The sequence below is a fragment of the Streptomyces sp. NPDC058678 genome (assembly GCF_042714835.1).
Classification (GTDB): domain Bacteria; phylum Actinomycetota; class Actinomycetes; order Streptomycetales; family Streptomycetaceae; genus Streptomyces.
Map to the genome: position 1 here is coordinate 100,696 of NZ_JBHXSG010000030.1, position 22,962 is coordinate 123,657.

The 22,962-nt window shown below is 69.8% G+C and carries 18 protein-coding genes and 1 pseudogene; 10 read left to right on the forward strand and 9 right to left on the reverse strand.

Going from position 1 to position 22,962, the window contains the following annotated elements; all coding sequences use genetic code 11:
- Positions 1-36 precede the first annotated feature (36 nt).
- The 3 genes from ACFWWR_RS25920 (at position 37) to chvE (ending at position 4,033) form a co-directional block, all read left to right on the forward strand.
- A complete protein-coding gene (locus ACFWWR_RS25920) occupies positions 37-1,386 on the forward strand; it encodes a phosphatase PAP2 family protein (RefSeq protein ID WP_384305551.1) in 1,350 nt (449 codons plus the stop codon).
- Positions 1,387-1,822: 436 nt separating this feature from the next.
- Positions 1,823-2,269: a hypothetical protein gene (locus tag ACFWWR_RS25925; protein ID WP_383863939.1), complete on the forward strand. Its 447-nt coding sequence runs from the start codon at positions 1,823-1,825 to the stop codon at positions 2,267-2,269.
- 669 nt (positions 2,270-2,938) lie between these two features.
- On the forward strand, positions 2,939-4,033 hold the full coding sequence (gene chvE, locus ACFWWR_RS25930; RefSeq protein ID WP_383863941.1) for a multiple monosaccharide ABC transporter substrate-binding protein: 1,095 nt from the start codon (positions 2,939-2,941) through the stop codon (positions 4,031-4,033).
- Positions 4,034-4,057: 24 nt separating this feature from the next.
- On the opposite strand, the gene ACFWWR_RS25935 is transcribed toward chvE, so the two are convergent.
- The 8 genes and pseudogenes from ACFWWR_RS25935 to ACFWWR_RS25970 form a co-directional block, all read right to left on the reverse strand.
- The gene (locus ACFWWR_RS25935) at positions 4,058-5,551 is read right to left on the reverse strand and encodes a diacylglycerol/lipid kinase family protein (RefSeq protein ID WP_384305554.1); all 1,494 of its coding nucleotides are present in this window, start codon (positions 5,549-5,551) and stop codon (positions 4,058-4,060) included.
- Between the two features lie 21 nt (positions 5,552-5,572).
- Entirely contained in the window at positions 5,573-6,040 is a 468-nt protein-coding gene (locus tag ACFWWR_RS25940) for a hypothetical protein (protein ID WP_383863947.1), read from the reverse strand.
- A gap of 30 nt (positions 6,041-6,070) precedes the next feature.
- Positions 6,071-6,538, reverse strand: a complete 468-nt coding sequence (locus ACFWWR_RS25945) for a PLDc N-terminal domain-containing protein (RefSeq protein WP_383863949.1) — start codon at positions 6,536-6,538, stop codon at positions 6,071-6,073.
- Positions 6,539-6,824: 286 nt separating this feature from the next.
- Positions 6,825-7,484 (reverse strand): HdeD family acid-resistance protein, encoded by a 660-nt coding sequence (locus ACFWWR_RS25950; protein WP_383863952.1) that lies wholly within the window; start codon positions 7,482-7,484, stop codon positions 6,825-6,827.
- A 421-nt stretch (positions 7,485-7,905) separates the two neighbouring features.
- Positions 7,906-8,103 (reverse strand): hypothetical protein, encoded by a 198-nt coding sequence (locus ACFWWR_RS25955; RefSeq protein ID WP_030039028.1) that lies wholly within the window; start codon positions 8,101-8,103, stop codon positions 7,906-7,908.
- A 138-nt stretch (positions 8,104-8,241) separates the two neighbouring features.
- Positions 8,242-8,742 (reverse strand): hypothetical protein, encoded by a 501-nt coding sequence (locus tag ACFWWR_RS25960; protein ID WP_383863995.1) that lies wholly within the window; start codon positions 8,740-8,742, stop codon positions 8,242-8,244.
- Between the two features lie 56 nt (positions 8,743-8,798).
- Positions 8,799-9,143 (reverse strand): annotated as a pseudogene (locus ACFWWR_RS25965) (MFS transporter); the annotation flags it as partial.
- A gap of 237 nt (positions 9,144-9,380) precedes the next feature.
- Positions 9,381-12,044, reverse strand: a complete 2,664-nt coding sequence (locus ACFWWR_RS25970; protein ID WP_384305570.1) for a LuxR C-terminal-related transcriptional regulator — start codon at positions 12,042-12,044, stop codon at positions 9,381-9,383.
- Positions 12,045-12,441: 397 nt separating this feature from the next.
- Between ACFWWR_RS25970 and ACFWWR_RS25975 the strand changes: the two genes are divergently transcribed.
- Positions 12,442-12,738, forward strand: coding sequence for a GYD domain-containing protein (locus tag ACFWWR_RS25975; protein WP_383863956.1), 297 nt, complete (start codon positions 12,442-12,444; stop codon positions 12,736-12,738).
- Positions 12,739-13,133: 395 nt separating this feature from the next.
- Here ACFWWR_RS25975 and ACFWWR_RS25980 read toward each other — a convergent pair whose 3' ends face one another.
- Positions 13,134-15,089, reverse strand: a complete 1,956-nt coding sequence (locus ACFWWR_RS25980) for an amino acid transporter (RefSeq protein WP_383863959.1) — start codon at positions 15,087-15,089, stop codon at positions 13,134-13,136.
- Positions 15,090-15,643: 554 nt separating this feature from the next.
- On the opposite strand from ACFWWR_RS25980, the gene kdpF reads away from it, so the two are divergent.
- The 6 genes from kdpF to ACFWWR_RS26010 all read left to right on the forward strand — a co-directional run.
- Complete coding sequence (gene kdpF / locus ACFWWR_RS25985; RefSeq protein WP_384305556.1) at positions 15,644-15,733, forward strand: K(+)-transporting ATPase subunit F; 90 nt, start codon at positions 15,644-15,646, stop codon at positions 15,731-15,733.
- Between the two features lie 32 nt (positions 15,734-15,765).
- Positions 15,766-17,430, forward strand: a complete 1,665-nt coding sequence (kdpA, locus tag ACFWWR_RS25990; protein ID WP_383864001.1) for a potassium-transporting ATPase subunit KdpA — start codon at positions 15,766-15,768, stop codon at positions 17,428-17,430.
- Positions 17,427-19,553 (forward strand): potassium-transporting ATPase subunit KdpB, encoded by a 2,127-nt coding sequence (gene kdpB, locus ACFWWR_RS25995; protein ID WP_384305558.1) that lies wholly within the window; start codon positions 17,427-17,429, stop codon positions 19,551-19,553. The genes kdpA and kdpB overlap by 4 nt, the downstream gene beginning before the upstream one ends.
- A 5-nt stretch (positions 19,554-19,558) precedes the next feature.
- A complete protein-coding gene (locus ACFWWR_RS26000; RefSeq protein WP_383863968.1) occupies positions 19,559-20,227 on the forward strand; it encodes a potassium-transporting ATPase subunit C in 669 nt (222 codons plus the stop codon).
- Between the two features lie 131 nt (positions 20,228-20,358).
- Positions 20,359-21,042 (forward strand): response regulator, encoded by a 684-nt coding sequence (locus ACFWWR_RS26005; protein ID WP_383863971.1) that lies wholly within the window; start codon positions 20,359-20,361, stop codon positions 21,040-21,042.
- 2 nt (positions 21,043-21,044) lie between these two features.
- A partial coding sequence (locus ACFWWR_RS26010) for a DUF4118 domain-containing protein (protein ID WP_384305561.1) occupies positions 21,045-22,962 on the forward strand: 1,918 nt, incomplete at its 3' end.

Genomic DNA, 22,962 nt, shown 5'->3' on the forward strand with positions numbered 1-22,962 from the left:
GCTTTTTCGCGAATAAGACCCAGAATCACTTTCTCCGTGTGGCGTCACCCGCGGGCGAGGCTCTGGGCCGGGGTGGCTGTCGTAGCTCTCGGATTCCTCATCGCGCTGGAGATCGCCGCACGTCGCTACGGCCTGCCGGGGCCGATCACCTGCCAGGTGCAAGAGGTGATATTCCCTCCCAAATCGGGCTTCCTGTTGTACGCCGGTATGGCGTTGATGATGGTGGTGCTCACCTGGCGGCAACGGTTCATCGCGTTCGGTGTCGCGATCGGTATCGACGTCGCCTTCTTGGTGGTCCGGTGGGCGGCCGACGCCAAGGTGACCGACGGCCACCCCTTCGGCAACGGCGCGTTGTGGGTGATTCTGGGCTGTGCGGTCATCGCGGTCACTCGCCGTACCGGCCAGGAACGTGTCCTGCTGCTGAAGGGCGTCGGACTGGCCCTGCTGCTGGTGGCCGGCCGCAAGACCGGCGACACCTGGCTGCTCATCACCTCCAAGACGCGCCCAGTGGTGCTCGACCAGTACATGGCAACCGCCGATCACGCGCTGGGCAACCCGTCGTGGCTGGTAGGCCGGATCGTCACGGCCACCGGTCCGATCGGCTTCAACATTCTCGACATCGTCTACGGTCAGCTCGCGGTGGCCGCGGTCGTCGTCGCGCTCTATCAACTGCGTAACGTGGCGGTCGAGCGCCGCTTCCCGGGCCATCATCTGGTGCGCACCTTCTTGGTGATAGGCCTCCTCGGGCCCGCCATCTACATGATCTTCCCGGTGGTCGGACCGATCTTCGCCTATGGCACCGGCGCCGAGCACTGGGCGTCGGTCAGCATGTGGTCGAAAACGCCGTCCACCGAGCAATGGGCGGTGGCCAACCTGTGGCCGAGCTCGCCGCCGCCGATCGCTGCCCCGCACCACATGCCCTTCGACGAGATCACCCCCCGGAACTGCATGCCCAGCCTGCACACGGCGTGGGCTACCGCGATCTTCATCCATTCCCGGAAGGGCCCCAGGGTTCTGCGATTCGCAGGAACGTTTTGGCTGATAGCCACGCTCACCGCGACGCTGGGATTCGGCTGGCACTACGGCGTGGACCTCATCGCCGGCGTGGTCTTCACGCTCACGATCGAGGCGGCTCTGCGCTCACTCGACCGCGGCTGGGATCGATCAGGGATCCAGTTGGTCGCCTACGGCGCGACCGTCTTCGCCGTGCTCCTGGTGTCCTATCGCTACCTCCCGCTGGAGATGGCCAGGCACCCGTGGGTGGCCGGACCACTTCTCATGCTGGCGATGGCCTCAGTGATCTACGGCTACGTAAGGACCAGCGCACTGTGGGAATCGAGGACCGCACCAGCGCGGCACCCGGAACCGCAACCCGAACTGGTGTGAGAGCGGCGGCAACGCGAGGTTGCCGCCGGCCCTGACGACCTGGTGGCGCCCAGCGGGCCAGGCGCCACCGCGCGAATCACCACCGCGCGCATCACCGCCTGGACGAACCCGCGCACTGCCCGCCCGGAACCCGCCGGTGCAGACAACAAGGAGGACCCGGGCTTGATTCGGGGGTGATGCGGGGTCTTCGTGGCCGGTCGGGAGTCGCAAGGAGTCCCAGGAGCTTGGTGGGCGCCTTCTTCGCTCCGTATGACATCCCCTGGGCCCTGCCCTGGGCCCCCTGGGGCCGCCGCCCCGCCGGACTGTGGCGGAGGGAGCCGGCGCCACGGCTTCGGAATGCCGACGGAGTGCCTTCGTGCCACGCTGAGATCAGGGATCGAGCCAGTCCGGGCTGCTCGGCTGGCGCGGGATGGCCCTGTGACCCGAGGAGGCCGACATGGCCAGTGACGCCACCCAGCCGGTATCGGCCGAACCCGGCCCGCGGCCCTGGCACGGGCCCACATCCGGTACCACCGTCTTCGCAGCAGTGCTGATGATGTTCGGTGGAGCGATGGCGGTCTTCGAGGGAATCGCGGCCATCGCCAGGAACGACCTGTTCATCGCGACACGTCACTACGCGTTCGAGTTCAGCCTGGCGGGCTGGGGATGGGTCCACCTCATTCTGGGCGTCGTCCTCGCCGTTGCGGGATGCGCCGTTTTCAGCGGGGCCCTGTGGGCGCGCTTCTTCGGTGTGACGGTGGCCGGGCTCGGCGCGTTCGCCAACTTCTTGTGGGTGCCCTACTACCCCCTGTGGGCCCTGACGCTGGTTGCCGTCAACATCTTCGTCGTCTGGGCGCTGTGCACGGGTATGCACAGAGAGGCCGGCGACGGCCGCATGACGTGACACGAGCGCGCCCGTCGGCCGGGACCCTCCGGGCGGCCCGGAGCAGCTGGTTCCCACGACCGGAAAGCCGTCTCCCCACACCTTTCTGTAACCGTTCGAGTTCACCCCGTTGACACCCTCCACACTCCCCCCTAATGTCACGCCAACATTTGGAACCTGTGACGAGATTTCGAACGGTTGAAAGGCGATTTGCCCTGTGCACCCCCGGAATCAGCACGCGAGTGGCCGGAAGGCCGTGGCGCGGCCTGGCGTACGTACAGGAGCACACCGGTAGAGGGACCACGAGACTTCGGCGAGCGCCGGATGCCGGGCCGCAGCAACGCACTGATCAGCGAACTGCGGGCAACCGAGGCGTCTGAGTGCCGACTCGAGCGACGTGCCGTGCCGACCTGACCTCAACCATGTGAGTGAGGCCGCCGGTTGTTCACTCGCCTTGAAACTTGTACGCCAAGGCTCCCGACGACCTCGGTGGCCACGTGCGGATCCACGAGGGCGCCGAGCTGATCCACCCCGGCGCACCGCTCTGTCCGACGCCGCCCGCGCGTGGGTGCGGCGCGTCCGACTCGCCCTCGACCGGCCTGCCGACTGCCCGGCCCGCTCCACAGCTACCCCCATCGATGCCTGATACGCCGTCACCCCCAACGACGAGAAGAACAAGGAACGATCACCATGTTCAAGCGAAGAGCCGCCCTTGCCTTTCTCGCCGGAGCCGCCTCCCTCGCCCTCACCTTGTCCGCCTGTGGCAAGAGCAGCGAGGCCGGCTCCGCGAGCAGCTCCGAGGGCGGTACCGTCGGCATCGCCATGCCGACCCGGGCCTCCGAGCGCTGGCTCACCGACGGCAAGAGCGTCGTCGACGGCCTGAAGGACAAGGGGTACAAGTCCAAGCTGGTCTACGGTGACGACAACCCGAAGGCCCAGGTCGCGCAGATCGACAGCCTGATCAAGCAGCGCGTCGACGCACTGATCATCGCGGCCATCGACGCCAAGTCGCTGAACGGCGTGCTGCAGAAGGCAGCCGATGCGAAGATTCCGGTGATCTCCTACGACCGGCTCATCCTCGGCACCAAGAACGTCGACTACTACGTCTCCTTCGACAACGAGATGGTCGGCCGGCAACAGGCCCGCCACATCATCGAGAAGCTCGGCCTGGAGGAAGGCAAGGGCCCGTTCAACATCGAGCTGTTCGCCGGGTCCCCCGACGACAACAACACCAAATACTTCTTCGACGGTTCGATGGCGCTCCTCGAGCCGTTCCTGGAGAGCAAGCAGTTGGTCGTCCCGTCCGGCGAGACCGAGATGAAGCAGATGACCACCCTGCGCTGGGACGGGCCCACCGCGCAGAAGCGCATGAGCCGCATCCTCGCCAAGTATTACGCCGGCAAGGACCTCGACGCGGTGCTGTCGCCGTACGACGGCATCTCCAGGGGCGTCCTGTCAGCGCTGGAATCGTACGGCTACGGCTCCGACGGCAAGTCCCTCCCGGTCATCACCGGTCAGGACGCCGAGCTGGCCTCGGTGAAGTCGATCATCGCCGGTAAACAGTCGCAGACCGTCTACAAGGACCTCCGCGCACTCGGCGAGGCCGCCACGGAGATGGTCGACGACATACTCAGGGAGCGGCTGCCCAGGATCGACAACAGGACTGACTACAACAACGGCGTCAAGGACGTGCCCGTCTACTTGCTGCAGCCGCAGAGCCTCGACAAGTCCAACATCAATATCCTGGTCAGGGACGGCTACTTCACCGCCGAGCAGCTCAAGTAGCGAACACGTCACGTGGCGCCGCGTTCAGTGCTCGCGGAGGCCACACTCAGCCGGGTGGAGAGTGCTGCCCGGAATGGCCACGGAGGGTGGCTGCGTGAGGTGGATACACGCGGCGCCCGACGCGTCGGCCGTCAGGGCGACCTTCGTGACGTGGTGTCCCCGCCTCGGGAACAGCCGGCCCAGCGCCAGCCGTGCCACGCGTGGCCAGTCGGCCGTCGCCCCGCCCGCCCGAGGTGTACCGGAGCGACAGCGCGGCACGCGGACCCGGAGTGCCCCGGGCGCGCTGCGGCACACGACGGGTGACGGCAGGACGACGTGTTCTCCGTCGATGCCGACCGGGAGGGTGTCCGTGTCGGTTTCGACGACGACCACCCCGGCGTTCAGCCGGATGAGTTGCCCGGAGCGCGGACCGCGCACGATGCGCGCCGCCTGAGCGGTGTTGCCGACCCGCACGCACACCACACCGAGGAGCCCCGAGTCCAGCCGCTCCCTGCGCCCCGGCCGGGCCGCGTCGACGGCACGTCCGTAGGGATTGTTGCTGACGAGCAGCGCCTGAAGTCCGTCGACCTGCGTCCGGTCGGCCCGCGTCCGCAGCCTGGGCGCGTCCTCGCCGGTGAGGAGGCCGGGGAGGGTTCGCAGGGTCGTGCGGGCTTTGGCGTCCCGGTACGCGGGGTCGGTGACGACGGACGCGTAGGTGCCGAACGAGGCGTTGTTGACGAAGACGCGGTCCGCGGCGTACCCGAGGTCGACGCGGAGTTCGACGCCGTGGGTCAGGGCTTCCAGGGCGGCCGCCGGATCGGCACGGTCGAGGCCGAGATCGAGGGCGAAGTGATTGCGGGTACCGGCGGGGATCACCACGAAGGGAAGGTCGTGGCGCGCCGCGACCTCGGCCACCAGCGCCTGGGTGCCGTCGCCGCCCGCGACCGCGAGCAGGTCCGCTCCCTCGGCGACGGCCTGCCGGGCCAGTCCGGTGACGTCCTGGTGCCGGCCCGCGTCGAGCAGGGCCACCCGGCAGCCCGCGGCCCGGGCCTTGTCCACCAGGTGGAACCGGTCCACCTTGCCGCCTCCCGAGCTCGGATTCATGAGGACCCAGGGGGCGTGGGGCGCCTCGGCGACAGCCTGTTCGGAGGCGTGACCACCAGGTGCCACGGCCGTACGTGCCGCCGTCAGGGCCAGCAGCCACAGGCCCAGGGACAGCAAGGCCGGCCCCAGCATGCCGGACGAGGCATACAGGGCGAGGACAGCGACCGGCGCGCCCACCGACAGAGCCGCCCCGAGGGAGCGGAGCGCACCGGTGTGTGCCAGGGTCCACCACACACCGACGGCGGCGAGCGCCAGTCCGGCGATGCCGGCCAGCGCCCACAGCACACTCCGCAGACCGGCGGCGACGAGCGGCACCAGGATGCTGCCCACCAGGGCGAGCACGGCTAGGCGAGCCCGTCCGGCTTTGCCCTCGCGTACCGCCGCGGCCCCTGCCTCACCCGATCCGCTCGCGTTCCCGCCGCCGTGCGGTCCCACCTGTCGTCCCTTCTCCTGCGCTCACACCCTGTGCGACGGGCGCTCCTCGGACACTGGACGCTCCTCGGACAGGTCGAAGAGGTTGTCGCGCTGGACCACACACACGGCCCAGATGATGAAGCCCGAGATCGTGATCATCACCACGGACCAGACGGGGTAGTACGGCAGGGAGAGGAAGTTGGCGATGATGACGAGTCCGGCGATGGCCACGCCGGCGACGCGCGCCCACCCCGAGACCTTGAGCAGCCCGATGCTGACGATCACGGCGAGCGCGCCCAGAACGAGGTGGATCCAGCCCCAGCCGGTCAGGTCCCACTCGAACACGTAATTGCGCGTCGTGAGGAAGATGTCGTCCTCGGCGATGGCCATGATGCCCCGGAAGATGTCGAGCAGGCCGACGAGGAAGAGCATCACGGCCGCGAAGGCCGTCAGGCCGGTTGCCCATTCCTGCTTCGCCGTGTGTTCCGGCCGGGTGTGTGTCGCGGACATCTTGCGCCTCGATTCGTGATGTGCGGATGCTCAGTGACCGGGGGTGCGGGCGGTGGAGCCGGCGTGCTCCGCCGGGCCGTGGCCGGTCAGAACCAGTTCCTTGGCCCTGCGGAACTCCTCGTCCGTGATGTCGCCGCGGGCGCGGATCTCGGACAGCCTGGCGAGGTCGTCGACGCTGCTGGGTTGGCCCGCGCCGCTTGCGGCCTCCCTGACGCGGGCGTCGAAGGCTTCCTGCTGTGCTCGGGCCTGCGCTATTTCCCGGCGGCCCATGTTCTTGCCGCGGGCGATCACGTAGACGAAGACGCCCAGGAAGGGCAGCAGGATGGTGAACGCCAGCCAGCCGGCTTTCACCCACCCGCTCATCTCGTCGTCGCGGAAGATGTCGAAGACGACGCGGAAGAGCAGGACGAACCACATGATCCACAGGAAGAACAGGAGCATGCTCCAGAAGACGCTCAGCAAGGGGTAGTCGTACGCCAGGTACGTCTGCGCGCTCATGTCTCTTCTCCGTCCCGGGCGCTCGCCCAGCTGCCGTTGCGTGCTTCTTCAGCGTGGGCATGTCCGGGCACGGGTGCCTCACCCGACGCGGGTGAGACTGCGCACGGCGCGGCACCCGGTGGATGCGCTCCTGCGGCGGGATCAGGGTTCGGCCCGCGTACGGCGTGGGACGGCGGCTGTCCGGTACCAGTCGGAGGAGGCGACGTACTGGCCGAGGGCGAGGCCCGAGACGGCCACCAGGGGGTCTGGTGTGTCTGCCGAGCCCGCCGAAGCGGCGGGTGCGGTGTCAGTCCGTCTCCGCGGGGGCCCGCGGCCCCGGGGGACGCGTCTTTCGGAGGGCGGCCCGCCACGCGAGGGCGACCGCCGCCTCGCCCAGACCGAGCAGGACGAGCCACAGGCCGAGCAGCCGGGTCAGCGCGCGGGCCGACTCGGCCGGCAGCGCGAGCACCACGATCCCCGCGACGATGCCGAGCACCGCGGCGCCCAGGACGACGCCACGGTGCGGCAGGTCCGCGGCGGCAAGGGCCGTGTAGAGGGTGAGGATGCCGGACACCAGCCAGACGACCCCGACGATCAGTGAGAGCGCGGCGATCGTCTGCAGCGGGTTCCGCAGGCACAGCACCCCGGCGAGGACGTACAGCACGGACAGGAGCAGCCCCGGGAGCCGTTCGTGCCCTGCCCGCGCGAAGACGTCCACGAACCGGAACGCCCCGGTCACGAGCAGGTGCAGGCCGATGAGGACCGCCAGGATGTGCAGGGTCACCTCCGGCCAGACCAGTACCAGGACGCCCAGCACCAGCGTCGCGACGGCCGATCCCAGGAGCCAGGTCCATGACCGGCCGAGGCGCGCCAGTGCCTGCGCGGGGTCGTCCGGCGCACCGGGGGCCGCCCCGTCGGGCTCGTGTTCCTGTCCGGTGCGTGATGCCGGACCACGCGGCGTGGTCATGGCTCCTCCTCGCGTGATCGGGCGGTCGCTTCCGGAGCGCCGACGGGGGCCGTGTGTGAGGGGGCGGTGTGTGAGGACCTGACCGCTCCAGGGTCACGCCTGTCACCCGTGCCGGGGTCACCCACCACGGGTGATCTGGCGCCGCCGTCGTGGCGGTGAGGTGCGAATCTCGCGGCGCCCGGCCCATCGGCCTTCCGGCCCATCGGCCTTCCGGCCGGGCGGAACGACGAGACGCGAGATGAGCGATCGCGCACAGCCCGGCCCGGACCGCCCCCGGTCCGGACCGGAAGCGCACTCGCGTCGGCCGTTCCCCCCCGGGCCGGTGGGCGGCGGTCGTCACCGTCGCCGGCAGGCGGAGCGGCGCTGACGCTCCCGCCCATCACCACGCGAGGCCGCCGACACCGCACACCGCCCGGTCCCGTCACTCCGGAAGCTGCCGCATCTCCACGACACGCAGGCCCAGTGACTGGCAGCGTGCCAGCAGCCCGTACAGGTGTGCTTCGTCCACGACGGGGCCGAACAGTACGGTCTGGCCGGACATCACCACGTGGCCCAGCTCCGGAAAGGCTTTGGCCAGCGTTTCCGACAGGTGTCCCTCGACTCGGATCTCGTAGCGCACGGGCTGTCCTCCCACGGGCTGCCTGGGAACAGGCGGACGGCACCTTTCCCTGCGATCGTGTGCCACCGTGCTCCTTCGGGCCTCACCCGGTACAGGTGACCCGTGGCCCGGCGGCGGACCCCACGGATCGACGCGTTCTCAGTGCGTGAGAACGATTTTGAAAGAGATGATCAGCAGGCCGAGCAGCAGGTTGACCGATGCGGTGGCGGCCACAAGCCGTCTCGAAGCACCGGCACGGCGTGCCGCGGCCACGGACCAGCCCACCTGCCCGGCCACGGCGACCGAGAGAGCCAGCCAGAGGGCACCTCGCACGTCCAGGCCCAGCAGCGGACTGACGGCCACCGCGGCGGCCGGCGGGACCGCGGCATTGACGATCGGCCACTCGTCATGACACACGTCAAGCACGACCCGGCGGTCCGGAGACTGTTGCGCCAGCCGCGCCCCGAACAGCTGGGCATGCACGTGCGCGATCCAGAACACCACGCCGGTGAGCAACAGCAGCAGCACCAGCTCCGTGCGGGGGAACGAGCCCAGCTCGCCGGCGCCGATGACCACGGAGGCGGCGAGCATGGATCCGTAGACGCCGCCCGTGTAGTCCGCGCGGGCCCGGCGCTCGGTACGGCGCTCCCCGCGGGCCATGGCCGGGCCCGTCCTGGTCCTGGTCCTGGTCTTGGACACGGTGACTCCCTCCGGACTCAGCGCGTCGGTCCGGTCACTCCGGCCGGAGCGCCGGCTGCCGGGGACGGCTGTCCCGGGCGGTCGGCAGGTGTGGTGTGACGAGGAAACTGGCGAGAGCGATACCGCCGGTGGCCAGGACCGCCGCCTTCAGGCCGTCCAGCTGCGCGGAGGCGTAGAAGTCCGCGACGGCGTCGACCTCGGAAGGCGGCAACCCGGCCCGCTCGGCCGCCGAGCGCACCTGACCGGTGGCGACGAAGGTGATCCCGGCCTCGAGAGCGACACCGATCTCCTCACGGGGTCTGTTCGGACAGCCGCGGGTTGTCCGCCACCTGCGAGGTGAAGGCGTGGGCCAGCGCACCGACGCCGTACCGAGGACGATCAGAGCCCGCCAGTGCTTCACGGTGTCCACCTCGCAGAGTCGTCCGCCGCAGTACGCCGGCGGAGTCGGCCGGGCAGTGGCCGGCACAGGCCCCACCGCTCCTGCCCATCGCATCCGAAGTTCGCGCCTCTCGCCTCACCCGCCGCGGGGGAGGGGCAGCACCCCTGTGACGTGCGGCCGGTGGGGAGGGAGGCCGTCGGGCCCTGTCACTGATGCGCGTTCACAGCAGCCGGAGGTCGCGCGCGCGGCGCACCGCGTCGCCGCGCCGGTTCACCGCCAGCTTCCGGTAGACGCTCTTGAGGTGGGTCTTCACCGTGTTCACCGACACGTAGAGATCGGCGGCGACCTCCTCCGTCGACATCATCCGGGCCAGCCGCTCCAGGACATCGCGCTCGCGTCCGCTCAGCTCCACCGCGACGAGCGGCGAGGCCGGCGACTCCGGCGGCGGCTGCTCACCCCGTCGTGGCGAGCCGGGCGTGAGCCAGCCCGCGGCCAACTCGTGGAGCGGAGGCGTGGCCAAAAGCGGCCGGATCCACGCTCCCGCATCGAGGAACGGACGCCGCAGCCGCTCCCGCCGAGCGTCGAGGAGCGCATGCGCCACGAGCCTGCGGGCGGTGGCGGTGTCTCCCGCCTCCTCCGCGACCTGAGCCCTCACCAGCGCTGCCCTCACGGTCACCGCCGGCCCGGCCCCGCTCCCGGTGCGGATGCTGTCGAGCAGGTCGATGGCTGCCCAGGTACGGCCCGCGGCGACCTGGATCGCCGCGGCCTCCACGGCACAGGTCGGCTGGTCGCCGGACACGCCCCGGAGCATCTCGGCGGCTTCGTCCGGCCGTCCTTCGGCCAGGTGTGCGGCGGAGGCGACGAGCGCTTCACGGCCTGCCGCCCAGGGTGAGGCCACGGCGGCGGCGACGGCCGGGTCCGCCGCCTCGACGGCGGCTCGTACCTTGCCCCTGACCAACAGCAGGCGAGCTGTGGCGAGGGCTCGTCCCGCCGCCATCACCGGATCGCGCGTCCCCGAGGGGAGCTGGGCCGTCTCGTCGAGGAGGGCCTGGGCCCGGCCCAGTTCATGGCGGTCGACAGCCACGGCGGCCAGGACCAGCTTTCCGATGCCGGAGCCGGACGGCTGGGGAAGGCCGACCCGCTCCGCCTCGGACACCGCCGCCAGGGCCTTGCGCTCCGCCCGGCCGGGCCAGCCGTTCAGATAGTCGAGCAGGGCCAGGTGCTCCATCGCATCCTCCCGGGGCAGCACGGTGGAGGCCCCGCCGGGAGCGCCGGCCGCCGTGGTCAGGGCGGCGCGCGCGTCCTCGAAGTGCCCGGCCCACAGACGCGCCGATCCCAGATGGGTCAGCAGCAGAGCGGTGAGTTCGGGATGCTTGTCCAGGAGGTGCGCCGGGACTTCCCGCCGAAGTTCATCGGCCGCTTCGACGGCCTTCTCGGCCTGTGAAGGACATCCGGTCAGCCGGGCGGCCAGTGCCTCGAGCAGCGCACAACTCAGCTGGACGGCCGCCGGCTCGGGCGCCGCTTCGGGTGCCTCGTCGGCCAGACGCTCCTCGGCGTGGCGCAGGCGGGTCATTCCGCGGTCGAGGTCGTACCGGGACAGGTCGCGGGCCGCGCGCACGAGGTCCGTCGCCGGACTCCTGGCCTCGGGCCCCATGGTGGAGAACAACTCGGTCAGGTCACCCGAGCGCAGGCCGGTGAAGAGCTGTCCGATCGCCAAGTCGTCCACGAGGGCGCCGGCGGCGAAATCCCAGTCGCCCGCGGCGGCGCCGTGGGCGAGTGTCTCCGGCAGGAATCCGGAACGACGCAGCCACCGCGCCGCCCGCCGGTGGAGTTCCGGCTCCAGGCCGGGCAGGCGCTCGCGCAGATGGGCCCGGAGTATCTCTCCGAACAGCGGGTGGAGTTGATACCACGAGTGCCCGAGGTGCTCGACGAACGCGTTGTCGCGGTGCAGCCCGGCGAGAATGGGCTCGGCATCGGTCCGGAGGGTCAGCGCGTCGGCCAGACCGGGAGAGAAGCGCTCCAGGACGCTGACGCGCAGCAGGAGGTCCTGTGCCTTCTCCCGCTGTCCCTTGAGGACCTCGGCCAGCAGGAAGTCCGCGACCGAACTGCGGTCCGCCTCGAACTCCTTCAGGTAGAGCTCCGGGTCGGCGCTCTCCAGAGCGGCCAAGGCGGACAGGCGCAAGCCGGCGGCCCAGCCCCGGGTGCGGTCCACCAGGGCGCCTGCGGCGTGGATGGGAAGGCTCAGACCGTGCAGCTCAAGGAGTGCGACCGCCTCTTCCGGCGTAAAGGCCAGCTCGGCGGCGCGGATCTCCGTCAGCTCGCCGGCCGCCCGGTAACGGTGCAACGGAAGAAGTGGTTCGGTGCGGGTGACGATGACCAGGCGCAGCCCCCGCCCGGCATGGCGCAGGACGAAGTCCAGCTGCTCCGCGACCTCCGGAGCGGTCACTCGGTCGTACTCGTCGAGCACGAGGACCACGGGCCGGTCGCGATCGTTCAGCTCGGCGGCGAGCGCCGCCAGCAGCTTGTGGTCCACCCCGGTCGCGTCCGCAGGGGCGCCGACCACGTCGGACGCCGACGCACCGCAGGCGCGCAGGGCCTGAAGAACGTACGCCCAGAACACCCCGGGACGCCGGTCACCCACTTCGACGGTGAGCCAGGCGACCGGCGGTTGCAGTCCTTCGGCCCAGTCGGCGGCCAGTAGGGTCTTGCCGGCCCCGGCCGCCCCGTTGAGTAGTGTCAACGGCGTGCCGAGAGCCTGGTCGAGGTGCCGGAGGAGCCGCTGCCGCCGCAGGAACGTGGCGGGGCTCGCGGGGACGGCGAACCGGGTGCGCAGAAACGGGTCTCCCAGGGGGTCGGCGCACGGAACGGACGGAACGACCGGAATCGGAGGGGTCGGTCCTCGGGCGTTCTCATAGGTCTCGGCCACAGCGCTCACCACCCCTGTCCGCCAGGGTCACGTCACGGGCGGCGTTCCCTTCTCCCAGCATCCCAGTCTCCCCGCCACGGCGCGCGGCGCATCGGGCCACTGGCCCGTTCACCAGCTCTTATGCTCCTGCCGCCGAGGCCCACATCGGTCTTCGTCGTCCACCCCGAACCGCGGCGATCCGGGGGTGTTCGCTGTCGTTGATCTCCGGCGTGGATGTCGGCCTGCCCCTCGACGCCTGTGGTCGCCCGAACTCGTTCGGGTGCGCACCTCATGCGGGTTCTGGCCTGAATACCCAGGCTTGACCTCGCGATGTGTCTCATCGTGAGAATGCGTCTCCTCGCGAAGGTGGAAGAACATGCCGACGTACGTCGCCTTGCTGAACTGGACCGATCAAGGGGTCCGCAACTACAAGGACACCGCGAAGCGCGCCGAGACCTTCGGCTCAGCGGCACAGAAGCTCGGGGCGAAGCTCCTGAGCATCTATTGGACCGTCGGTCCCTACGACCTCGTGGCCGTCGTCGAGGCGCCCGACGACGAAACGGCCACCGCAGCACTCCTGCAGCTCGGCGGGGTGGGCAACATCCGTTCCACGACGCTGCGGGCCTTCGGCCGTGAGGAGATGGAGCGCATCATCGCCAGGGCGGCCGGCTGACGCTACTTGGATGCGGGCGTTCGTCGGCGCCGGCACGCAGTCGGACACTCGCCCCGGTCGCGAGGCGAGGACGGTACGCCGTATCGGGGACTCGCTCAGGACTTGCGCCGGCTCCGGGCTTCCGCCTCGGCCATTGATTCGGCTTCGGCCTCGGCCAACGCGATGGTGATGCCGAGTGCCTCGGTGAGGTCGCCGCCAGTCGGGCGCTGCCGCGGCAGTGGCGGTCGCCTGGCCGGGCCGCCGGTCCATCCGTGTCATGGCGCTGACGCCAGGCGGCTGTGTGGGCCCTGGCGGTGTCGGTGCCGGGGTCCTGATGTCGTACGGGCGAATCCTGCCGGGCTCCTGACGCCCGCGTCGGATTCAGCCGTGACACAGCCGGTGATTCAACCGGTGATTCAACCGGTGTGGACCCGGGGACGGCGGGGCCGGTCCGGTTCCGCCTCGCGCAGGACCTCGCGGGTGACCGGGGCGACCTCGCCCTGGCCGAAGAGGAAGAAGCGCAGGAAGTTGGCGAAGGGGTTGCCCTCGGTCCATTCGAAGTAGATGTGCGGGGTGCGGCCGGTGGTGTCGCGGACGTGGAGGAGCAGCGCGGCGAGGGCGTTGGGGACGGAGGCGGACTCCAGAGTCAGGACGCGGTAGCGGTTGTGGAGGACCTCGCCGCGTACGGTCAGGCTCGCCTCGAACTCGGAGGGGTCCGTCACCGTCACCTCGACGAAGACGAAGTCCTCCTGCTCCGGCATGTCGTTGTCGGTCCGGATCTGCTCGATCTTGTCGCGGTACTCGGCCTTGTCGCGGGCGTCGGGCTCGTTGGCGATGAACCGGATCTTGCGGCTGGCCATGTCCCGGATGAATCGTTCCGCCATGTCGTCGAGCGTCACGCTCGTCACGCGGAGCTCGAAGGCGCGGGCCAGCCGTGAGAGCAGGGAGACCAGGATGATGCCCGCGATGAAACAGGCGCCGATCTTCACGCCGTCGGGGCGCTCGATGACGTTCGCGACGGTGACGTAGAGGAACACCGCCGAGATGACGGCGAAGCCGATCGTCCAGTTGCGCTGGCCGGCCTTGCGGGCGGCGATGGTCACGGCGATCGCCGCCGAGCTGATGAGCACCAGCACGCCGGTGGCGTACGCGCCGCCCTGCGCGTCGACGTCGGCGTCGAAGACCCACGTGACGAGGAAGCCGATGAGGGTGAAGACGATGACCATCGGGCGGACGGCCCGTGCCCAGTGCGGGGCCATGCCGTAGCGGGGCAGGTAGCGCGGCATCAGGTTCAGCAGGCCGGCCATCGCGGAGGCGCCCGCGAACCACAGGATGGCGATGGTCGAGACGTCGTAGACCGTGCCGAAGGCGCCGCCCAGGTATTCGTGGGCCAGGTAGGCGAGAGCGCGTCCGTTGGCCTTGCCGCCCGACTCGAACTCCTTCTCCGGGATGAGGAGGGTGGTGATGAAGCTGGTGGCTATCAGGAAGACGCTCATGATGAGGGCGGCGGACGTCAGCAGTTTCTTGGTGTCGCGGATACGGCCCCGGGGGTGCTCCTCCGTGTCGCCTTCGTCGCCCTTCACGTGCGGCATGACGGCGACTCCGGTCTCGAAGCCGGACAGGCCGAGCGCGAGCTTGGGGAAGACCAGCAGCGCCACGCCGACCATGACGAAGACGTTGCCGTGTTCGGCGGTCAGCGCGCTGGACCAGTCGGTGATCACGTGGCCGGCGGTGGCGACGTGCCACACGCCGACGACGACGACCACGACGTTCAGCGCGAGGTACAAGCCCACCAGGACGACCGCGACGCCGATGGCCTCCAGGAAGCCCTTGAGGAACACCGCACCGAGCAGGGCGACCAGGATCAGGGTGATCAGCACCTGCTTGTCGTGCAGGGTGCTTTCCAGGTGCGGATTCTCGACCAGGTGGGTCGAGGCGTCCGCCGCGGAGAGGGTGATGGTGATCAGGAAGTCGGTGGCGGCGAAGCCCAGCAGGGTCAGGACGAACAGCTTGCCCTTCCAGAAGGACAGCAGCCGCTCCAGCATCGCGATCGAGCCCTCGCCGTGCGGGCTCTCCTCGGCCACCCGCCGGTAGACCGGCAGGGCGCCGGCCAGGGTGACGATGACGAGCACGATGGTCGCGATCGGCGACAGCAGACCGGCTGCCAGGGCAGCGATGCCCGGCTGGTAGCCGAGAGTGGAGAAGTAGTCCACGCCGGTCAGACACATCACGCGCCACCAGCGCTGGCCCTTGTGCGGGGGCTCCGGCTGGGCGTGCGGTCCGGTGTGGCCACCGCCCTTGCCCATGTCGGACAGACCCTCCAGCATCCACGTCCGCAGACGGCTCGGCGGCGGGTGTTCGGTGGTGGCCATCGGCGTGCTCTCCTGATGTGCGGCTCGGCGTCGGGTTCCGGCCATCGCGCAGACGGCGGCATCAGCGTAGGCAGAGCGTGCCGAAAGGGCTGAGGGATGGATCACAGGTTCGCGTCAAGCTTGCGTTAAGACCGGCTGGGAGCAGCCGTGGCAAGTCAAGGAGTGGCTCTTTCGGCTGCGCGTGCGACGGCTGGGCTCTACGGCTGCCTCCAGTGCCTCGGGGACGGCTGCCCAGGTCGCGCCGACTGTGGCTTCCGGCTGCTGTGAACTCCCGCGCGACTGTGGCTTCCGGCTGCTGTGAACTCCCGCGCTGCCACGGCGGGCCCGCCGGCCGGTTCGGAGCAGGGGGCGTAAGAGTCCCGTCAAAGGTCTGGGGCTCGCCGTAAGAGAGGCGTCAACGACCGCGGAATCCGGCCAGACGGGCGGTTTCCTCTAGTCGTCCGTTCCACCCGAACCTCACTCCAGGAGTTCGCGATGGCCGATCTGGCCTTCGTCGTCACCACAGTCGCGGTGTTCGCGCTGGTGGCCCTCGTCGCCAAGGGGGTGACGAAGCTGTGACCGTCGAATACGTCGTCGGCCTGATCGTGGCCGTCGCCCTGCTGGGCTATCTCGTCTTCGCCCTGATCTTCCCGGAGAGGTTCTGACGATGACATCAGCTGCTACCGCAGCGGGGGTCATGGGTCCCGTACTCGCCGGCGTGCTCCAGCTGCTCGCCCTCATAGCGGCGCTGGCGCTCGCCTACGTCCCTCTCGGCAACTACATGGCCAAGGTCTACTCCTCCGACAAGCACTGGCGTGTCGAGAAGTGGATCTACAAGGGCATCGGTGCCGACCCGAACACCGAGATGCACTGGCCGGCGTACCTGCGGGGCGTTCTCGCCTTCTCGGCGGTCGGCGTCCTCTTCCTCTACCTCCTCCAGCGGCTCCAGGGCGTGCTGCCCGGCTCGCTCGGCTTCAAGGCGATCGACCCGGACCAGGCGTTCAACACCGCCACGTCCTTCGTCACGAACACCAACTGGCAGTCGTACTACGGCGAACAGGCCATGGGTCACGTCGTGCAGACCGCCGGTCTGGCCGTGCAGAACTTCGTGTCGGCCGCGGTCGGCATCGCCGTGGCGGTGGCGCTGGTGCGCGGGTTCGCCCGGTCCCGCACCGGCGAGCTCGGCAACTTCTGGTCGGACCTGGTGCGCGGTGTCGTACGCATCCTGCTGCCGCTGTCCGTCGTCGCCGCGATCGTCCTGGTCGCCTGCGGGGCGATCCAGAACTTCTCCGGCATCCATGAGGTCGGCCAGTTCATGGGCGGCAGCCAGCAGTGGAACGGCGGTGCGGTCGCCTCGCAGGAGGCCATCAAGGAGGTCGGTACCAACGGCGGCGGCTACTTCAACGCCAACTCCGCCCACCCCTTCGAGAACCCGACCCCGTTCACGAACCTCTTCGAGATCTTCCTGCTGCTGGTCATCCCGTTCGCGCTGACCCGCACCTTCGGCATCATGGTCGGCTCCCTCAGGCAGGGCTACGCGATCCTCGCCACCATGGGCACCATCTGGGTCGGCTTCATCGCGCTGATGATGTGGACCGAGTTCGCGCACCACGGCCCGGCGCTCCAGATCGCCGGGGGCGCGATGGAGGGCAAGGAGGCCCGCATCGGAGTCGGCGCCTCGTCGATCTTCGCGGTGTCGACCACGCTCACCTCGACCGGCGCCGTGGACTCCTTCCACTCGTCCTTCACCGGTCTGGGCGGCGGCATCACCATGCTGGGCATGCAGCTCGGCGAGATCGCGCCCGGCGGTACCGGTTCCGGCCTGTACGGCATGCTGGTCATGGCGATCATCGCGGTGTTCATCGCCGGTCTGATGGTCGGCCGCACGCCCGAGTACCTGGGCAAGAAGATCGGCACCCGCGAGATCAAGTTCGCGGCCTGCTACATCCTCATCACCCCGGCGCTGGTGCTCATCCTCACCGCCGCGGCGATGGCCCTGCCCACCCCGGGCAACTCGATGACGAACTCCGGCGCGCACGGCTTCTCCGAGATCCTGTACGCCTACAGCTCGGCCGCCAACAACAACGGCTCGGCCTTCGCCGGTCTGAACGCGGACACGCAGTGGTTCAACAGCACGCTGGGGCTGGCCATGGTGCTGGGCCGCTTCCTGCCGATGGTGTTCGTGCTGGCGCTGGCGGGTTCGCTCGCCGAGCAGAAGCCGGTGCCGGCCACCGCGGGCACGCTCCGCACCGAGAAGCCGCTGTTCACCGGCCTGCTGGTGGGCGCGATCCTGATCATCACCGGTCTGACCTACTTCCCGGCGCTCGCGCTGGGCCCGCTCGCCGAGGGGCTGGCGTCATGACGACCGACACGCAGAAGCAAGAGGACTCGATGTCCACAGCGACCCCGACCCGCGCACCCCACCAGGACCTCCCGACCGGTCACAGGGAGAGCCGTGTCGGCGCGGGCCTCTTCGACCCCAAGCAGCTGGTGAAGTCGCTGCCGGACGCCTTCCGCAAGCTCGACCCCAGGGTGATGGTCAAGTCGCCCGTGATGTTCGTGGTGTGGATCGGCTCGGTACTGACCACCGTCTTCTCCTTCAAGGACCCGGGCGACTGGTTCGGCTGGACCATCAGCGCCTGGCTGTGGCTCACCGTGGTCTTCGCCAACCTTGCGGAGGCGGTCGCCGAGGGCCGTGGCAAGGCCCAGGCCGACACCCTGCGCAAGGCCAAGACCGACACGGTCGCACGTCGGCTCGCCGAGGGCTCCGAGGAGCAGGTGCCCGGCACCGAGTTGCGGATCGGTGACCTGGTCGTCTGCGAGGCCGGCGAGATCATCCCCGGCGACGGTGACGTCGTCGAGGGTGTGGCCTCCGTCGACGAGTCGGCGATCACCGGCGAGTCGGCGCCCGTCATCCGGGAGTCCGGCGGCGACCGGTCCGCGGTGACCGGTGGCACGAAGGTCCTCTCCGACCGCATCGTCATCAAGATCACGACGAAGCCGGGCGAGACCTTCATCGACCGGATGATCAACCTCGTCGAGGGCGCGGCCCGGCAGAAGACGCCGAACGAGATCGCGCTGAACATCCTGCTCGCCTCGCTGACGATCGTGTTCCTGCTGGCCGTGGCGACCCTGCCCCCGTTCGCGGACTATGCGGGCACCCACCTCACGATGGTCGTGCTGGTCGCGCTGCTGGTCTGCCTGATCCCGACGACGATCGGCGCGCTCCTCTCCGCCATCGGCATCGCGGGGATGGACCGGCTGGTGCAGCGCAACGTGCTCGCCATGTCCGGCCGGGCGGTCGAAGCGGCCGGTGACGTGTCGACGCTGCTGCTTGACAAGACCGGCACCATCACCCTGGGCAACCGGCAGGCGTCCGAGTTCGTGCCGGTCAGCGGGACGACAAGGGCCGATCTCGCCGACGCCGCCCAGCTGTCGTCGCTGGCCGACGAGACGCCCGAGGGCCGCTCCGTCGTCGTACTGGCGAAGGAGGAGTACGGCCTGCGCGAGCGCCACCAGGGCGAGTTGGCCGGCGCCGAGTGGATCGCCTTCACCGCGCAGACCCGGATGTCGGGTGTGGACGTCGACGGCAGGAAGATCCGCAAGGGCGCGGCCGGTTCGGTGGTCGCCTGGGTCCGGGAGCAGGGCGGCGAGGTGTCCGAGGACGCCGGCGCGCTCACCGACCGGATCGCCGAGGCGGGCGGCACGCCGCTGCTCGTCGCGGTCGAGGACGCCCACGGCGCACGCGTCCTGGGCGTCATCCACCTCAAGGACGTCGTCAAGGACGGCATGCGCGAGCGGTTCGGCGAACTGCGCCGGATGGGCATCAAGACCGTCATGATCACCGGCGACAACCCGCTGACGGCGAAGGCGATCGCCGAGGAGGCCGGTGTCGACGACTTCCTCGCGGAGGCCACCCCCGAGGACAAGATGGCGCTCATCAAGCGGGAGCAGGCGGGCGGCAAGCTCGTCGCCATGACCGGCGACGGGACGAACGACGCGCCCGCGCTCGCCCAGGCGGACGTCGGCGTGGCGATGAACACGGGTACGTCCGCCGCGAAGGAGGCCGGCAACATGGTCGACCTCGACTCCAACCCGACCAAGCTCATCGAGATCGTCGAGATCGGCAAGCAACTCCTCATCACCCGGGGCGCGTTGACGACGTTCTCCATAGCCAACGACGTCGCCAAGTACTTCGCGATCATCCCGGCGCTGTTCGCGGCCGTCTACCCGGGCCTGGACAAGCTCAACATCATGGGCCTGTCCTCGCCGGACTCCGCGATCCTCTCCGCCGTCATCTTCAACGCGCTGATCATCATCGCGCTGGTCCCGCTCTCCCTGAAGGGCGTGCGGTACCGGCCGGTCAGCGCCGACAGGTTGCTCCGGCGCAACCTCACGATCTACGGCATCGGCGGCCTGATCGCACCCTTCGTCGGCATCAAGATCATCGACCTGCTCATCTCCCTCATTCCCGGGATCGGCTGATGGCCATGAACAACTCCCTGACCAACACCGCCCGGTTGCTCTGGGCCGGCCTGCGCGCTCTCCTGGTCCTGACCCTGGTGACCGGCGTCATCTACCCGCTGGTGGTGACCGGTATCGCCCAGGGGCTGTTCAGCGACCAGGCGAACGGCTCCGAGATCACGTCGGACGGCAAGGTCGTCGGCTCGTCCCTGATCGGGCAGTCGTACGACCTGCCGCTGAAGAAGGGCCAGGAGACCCCGGAGCCCGACCTGCAGTGGTTCCAGGGCCGCCCGCAGAACGGACTCGGCACCAACAGCGTCAACACCCGGTACAAGTTGATCCTGTCCGGCGCGACCAACCGGTCCGCCGACAACAAGGACCTGATCCACTGGGTGACCGCCGCCAAGGCCGCCGTGGTCAAGGACAACTCGGTGAACGGCTACACGGTGAAGCCGTCCGAGGTGCCCGCCGACGCGGTGACGTCCTCCGGCTCGGGCCTCGACCCGGACATCTCCCCGCAGTACGCGGACATCCAGGTCCACCGCGTCGCCGAGCGCAACGGCCTGTCCGTCGCCCGGGTCCGGAAACTGGTCGACGAGCACACCCAGAGCCGCACCCTCGGCTTCATCGGCGAGCCCCGGGTGAACGTCCTCGAACTCAACATCGCGCTCAAGGAACTCACGGCGAAGAGCTGATGGCGTTACGCGACCCACAGGGGAGTTGGCGGTCCGGGAGAAACGGGTTCCGCCAATTCCCGCCGCCATGAGGCCGGTTGTACGGCCTCCGGCACTCATAACCCGACGTACGACAGGAAAGGCGCACGCCCATGACACGGGTGCTGGTGGTGGAGGACGACCCGCAGCTCGTACGGGCCCTCGTCATCAATCTCCAGGCGCGCCGGTACGGGGTCGACGCGGCCCCCGACGGCACGACCGCGCTCCGGCTCGCGGCCGCCCGACAGCCCGACGTGGTGATGCTCGACCTCGGGCTGCCCGACATGGACGGCGTCGACGTCATCAAGGGCCTGCGCGGCTGGACCCGCGTACCCATCCTGGTGCTGTCCGCCCGGCAGGCGTCCGACGAGAAGGTCGCCGCCCTCGACGCGGGCGCCGACGACTACATCACCAAGCCGTTCAGCATGGACGAACTCCTCGCCCGGCTGCGGGCCGCCGTCCGCCGCACCGAGGAGGTCCCACTCGAGCCCGGGACGACGCTCGTCGAGACGGCCGACTTCACCATCGACCTGCTGGCCAAGAGGGCCGTACGGGGCGGTCGCGACGTAAGGCTCACCCCGACGGAGTGGCACCTCCTGGAGATCCTGGTCACCAGCCCGGGGCGGCTGATCACACAGAAGCACCTGCTCCAGGAGGTGTGGGGCGTCTCCCAGCGCAACAAGACCAACTATCTGCGCGTCTACATGGCCCAGCTGCGGCGCAAACTGGAATCAGACCCCGCCCACCCCCGCTATCTCATCACCGAGCCCGGCATGGGCTACCGCTTCGAAGGATGAACATGGCACGCGGCAAGCTCCGGATCTACCTCGGCGCGGCACCGGGCGTCGGCAAGACCTACGCCATGCTGTCCGAGGCGCACCGCCGTGTGGAGCGGGGCACCGACTGCGTGGTCGCCTTCGTGGAGCACCACCACCGGCCGCGCACCGAGGTGATGCTGCACGGCCTGGAGCAGACCCCGCGCAGGGAACTGGCCTACCGCAACAGCACCTTCACGGAGATGGACGTGGACGCGGTCCTCGCGCGCCACCCCGAGGTGGCGCTGGTGGACGAACTCGCCCACACCAACATCCCCGGCTCCCGCAACGAGAAGCGCTGGCAGGACGTGGAGGAACTGCTCGCCGCCGGGATCGACGTCGTCTCCACGGTGAACATCCAGCACCTGGAGTCGCTCGGTGACGTCGTGGAGTCGATCACGGGAGTACGGCAACGGGAGACCGTACCGGACGAGGTCGTCCGCCGGGCCGACCAGATCGAGCTGGTCGACATGTCCCCGCAGGCGCTGCGACGCAGGATGGCGCACGGCAACATCTACAAGCCGGACAAGGTCGACGCGGCCCTCTCCAACTACTTCCGGCCCGGGAACCTGACCGCCCTGCGGGAGCTGGCGCTGCTGTGGGTGGCCGACCGGGTCGACGCCTATCTGACCGAATACCGCAGCGAGCACCGGGTCTCCACGATCTGGGGCTCACGCGAGCGGATCGTCGTCGGACTGACCGGCGGCCCCGAGGGCCGGACGCTCATCCGCCGCGCGACCCGGCTCGCGGAGAAGGGAGCGGGCGGCGAGGTGCTGGCCGTCTACATCTCCCGCAGCGACGGCCTGACCGCGGCCTCCCCGAAGGAACTGGCCGTCCAGCGCACCCTCGTCGAGGACCTCGGCGGCACCTTCCACCACGTCGTCGGCGACGACATCCCGTCCGCGCTCCTCGACTTCTCGCGCGGGGTCAACGCCACCCAGATCGTGCTGGGCGTCTCCCGTCGCAAGGGCTGGCAGTACGCCTTCGGCCCGGGCGTCGGCGCCACGGTCGCCCGCGACTCCGGGCCCGATCTCGACGTGCACCTCATCACCCACGACGAGGCCGGCAAAGGGCGGGGACTACCGGTCGCCCGCAGCGCACGCCTCGGCAGGGCCCGCCTGATCTGGGGCTGGCTCGCCGGCCTGGGCGGCCCGGTCCTGCTGACCTGGCTGCTGCGCAGCGTGTCCCCGGACGTCGGGCTCGCCAACGACATGCTGCTGTTCCTGGCCATGACGGTGGCGGCGGCCCTGCTGGGCGGACTTCTCCCCGCCCTGGCTTCGGCGGCGGCCGGCTCCCTCTTGCTGAACTGGTACTTCACCCCGCCCGTCCACACCCTGACCATCGCCGACCCGAAGAACATCGTCGCCATCGCGATCTTCGTCGGGGTCGCCGTGTCCGTGGCTTCCGTCGTCGACCTCGCCGCCCGCCGCACCCACCAGGCGGCGCGACTGCGGGCCGAGTCCGAGATCCTCTCCTTCCTGGCCGGCAACGTCCTGCGCGGCGAGACCAGCCTGGAGGCGCTGCTCGACCGGGTCCGCGAGACCTTCGGCATGGAGTCGGTGGCGCTGCTGGAGCGCGAGAGCGACGTCGCGCCGTGGACCTGCGCCGGCAGCGTGGGCCCGCGGCCCTGCGCCGTCCCCGACGACGCGGACGTCGACGTACCGGTCGGCGACCACATGGCGCTGGCCCTGACGGGACGCGTGCTGCCGGCCGAGGACCGGCGGGTGCTCGCGGCCTTCGCCGCGCAGGCCGTCGTCGTCCTGGACCGTAGGAGGCTGCAGGAGGAGGCGGACCGGGCGCGGGCGCTGGCCGAGGGCAACCGCATCCGCACCGCACTGCTGGCCGCCGTCAGCCATGACCTGCGTACCCCGCTCGCCGGGATCAAGGCGGCGGTGACATCCC

Excerpts from the sequence above, each read along its gene's own strand:
- ACFWWR_RS25925 (WP_383863939.1), top strand. The coding sequence starts at position 1,823 with ATGGCCAGTGACGCCACCCAGCCGGTATCGGCCGAACCCGGCCCGCGG.
- chvE (WP_383863941.1), top strand. The coding sequence starts at position 2,939 with ATGTTCAAGCGAAGAGCCGCCCTTGCCTTTCTCGCCGGAGCCGCCTCC.
- ACFWWR_RS25940 (WP_383863947.1), bottom strand. The coding sequence starts at position 6,040 with ATGTCCGCGACACACACCCGGCCGGAACACACGGCGAAGCAGGAATGG.
- ACFWWR_RS25945 (WP_383863949.1), bottom strand. The coding sequence starts at position 6,538 with ATGAGCGCGCAGACGTACCTGGCGTACGACTACCCCTTGCTGAGCGTC.
- ACFWWR_RS25950 (WP_383863952.1), bottom strand. The coding sequence starts at position 7,484 with ATGACCACGCCGCGTGGTCCGGCATCACGCACCGGACAGGAACACGAG.
- ACFWWR_RS25960 (WP_383863995.1), bottom strand. The coding sequence starts at position 8,742 with ATGGCCCGCGGGGAGCGCCGTACCGAGCGCCGGGCCCGCGCGGACTAC.
- ACFWWR_RS25975 (WP_383863956.1), top strand. The coding sequence starts at position 12,442 with ATGCCGACGTACGTCGCCTTGCTGAACTGGACCGATCAAGGGGTCCGC.
- ACFWWR_RS25980 (WP_383863959.1), bottom strand. The coding sequence starts at position 15,089 with ATGGCCACCACCGAACACCCGCCGCCGAGCCGTCTGCGGACGTGGATG.
- kdpA (WP_383864001.1), top strand. The coding sequence starts at position 15,766 with ATGGGTCCCGTACTCGCCGGCGTGCTCCAGCTGCTCGCCCTCATAGCG.
- kdpB (WP_384305558.1), top strand. The coding sequence starts at position 17,427 with ATGACGACCGACACGCAGAAGCAAGAGGACTCGATGTCCACAGCGACC.
- ACFWWR_RS26000 (WP_383863968.1), top strand. The coding sequence starts at position 19,559 with ATGAACAACTCCCTGACCAACACCGCCCGGTTGCTCTGGGCCGGCCTG.
- ACFWWR_RS26005 (WP_383863971.1), top strand. The coding sequence starts at position 20,359 with ATGACACGGGTGCTGGTGGTGGAGGACGACCCGCAGCTCGTACGGGCC.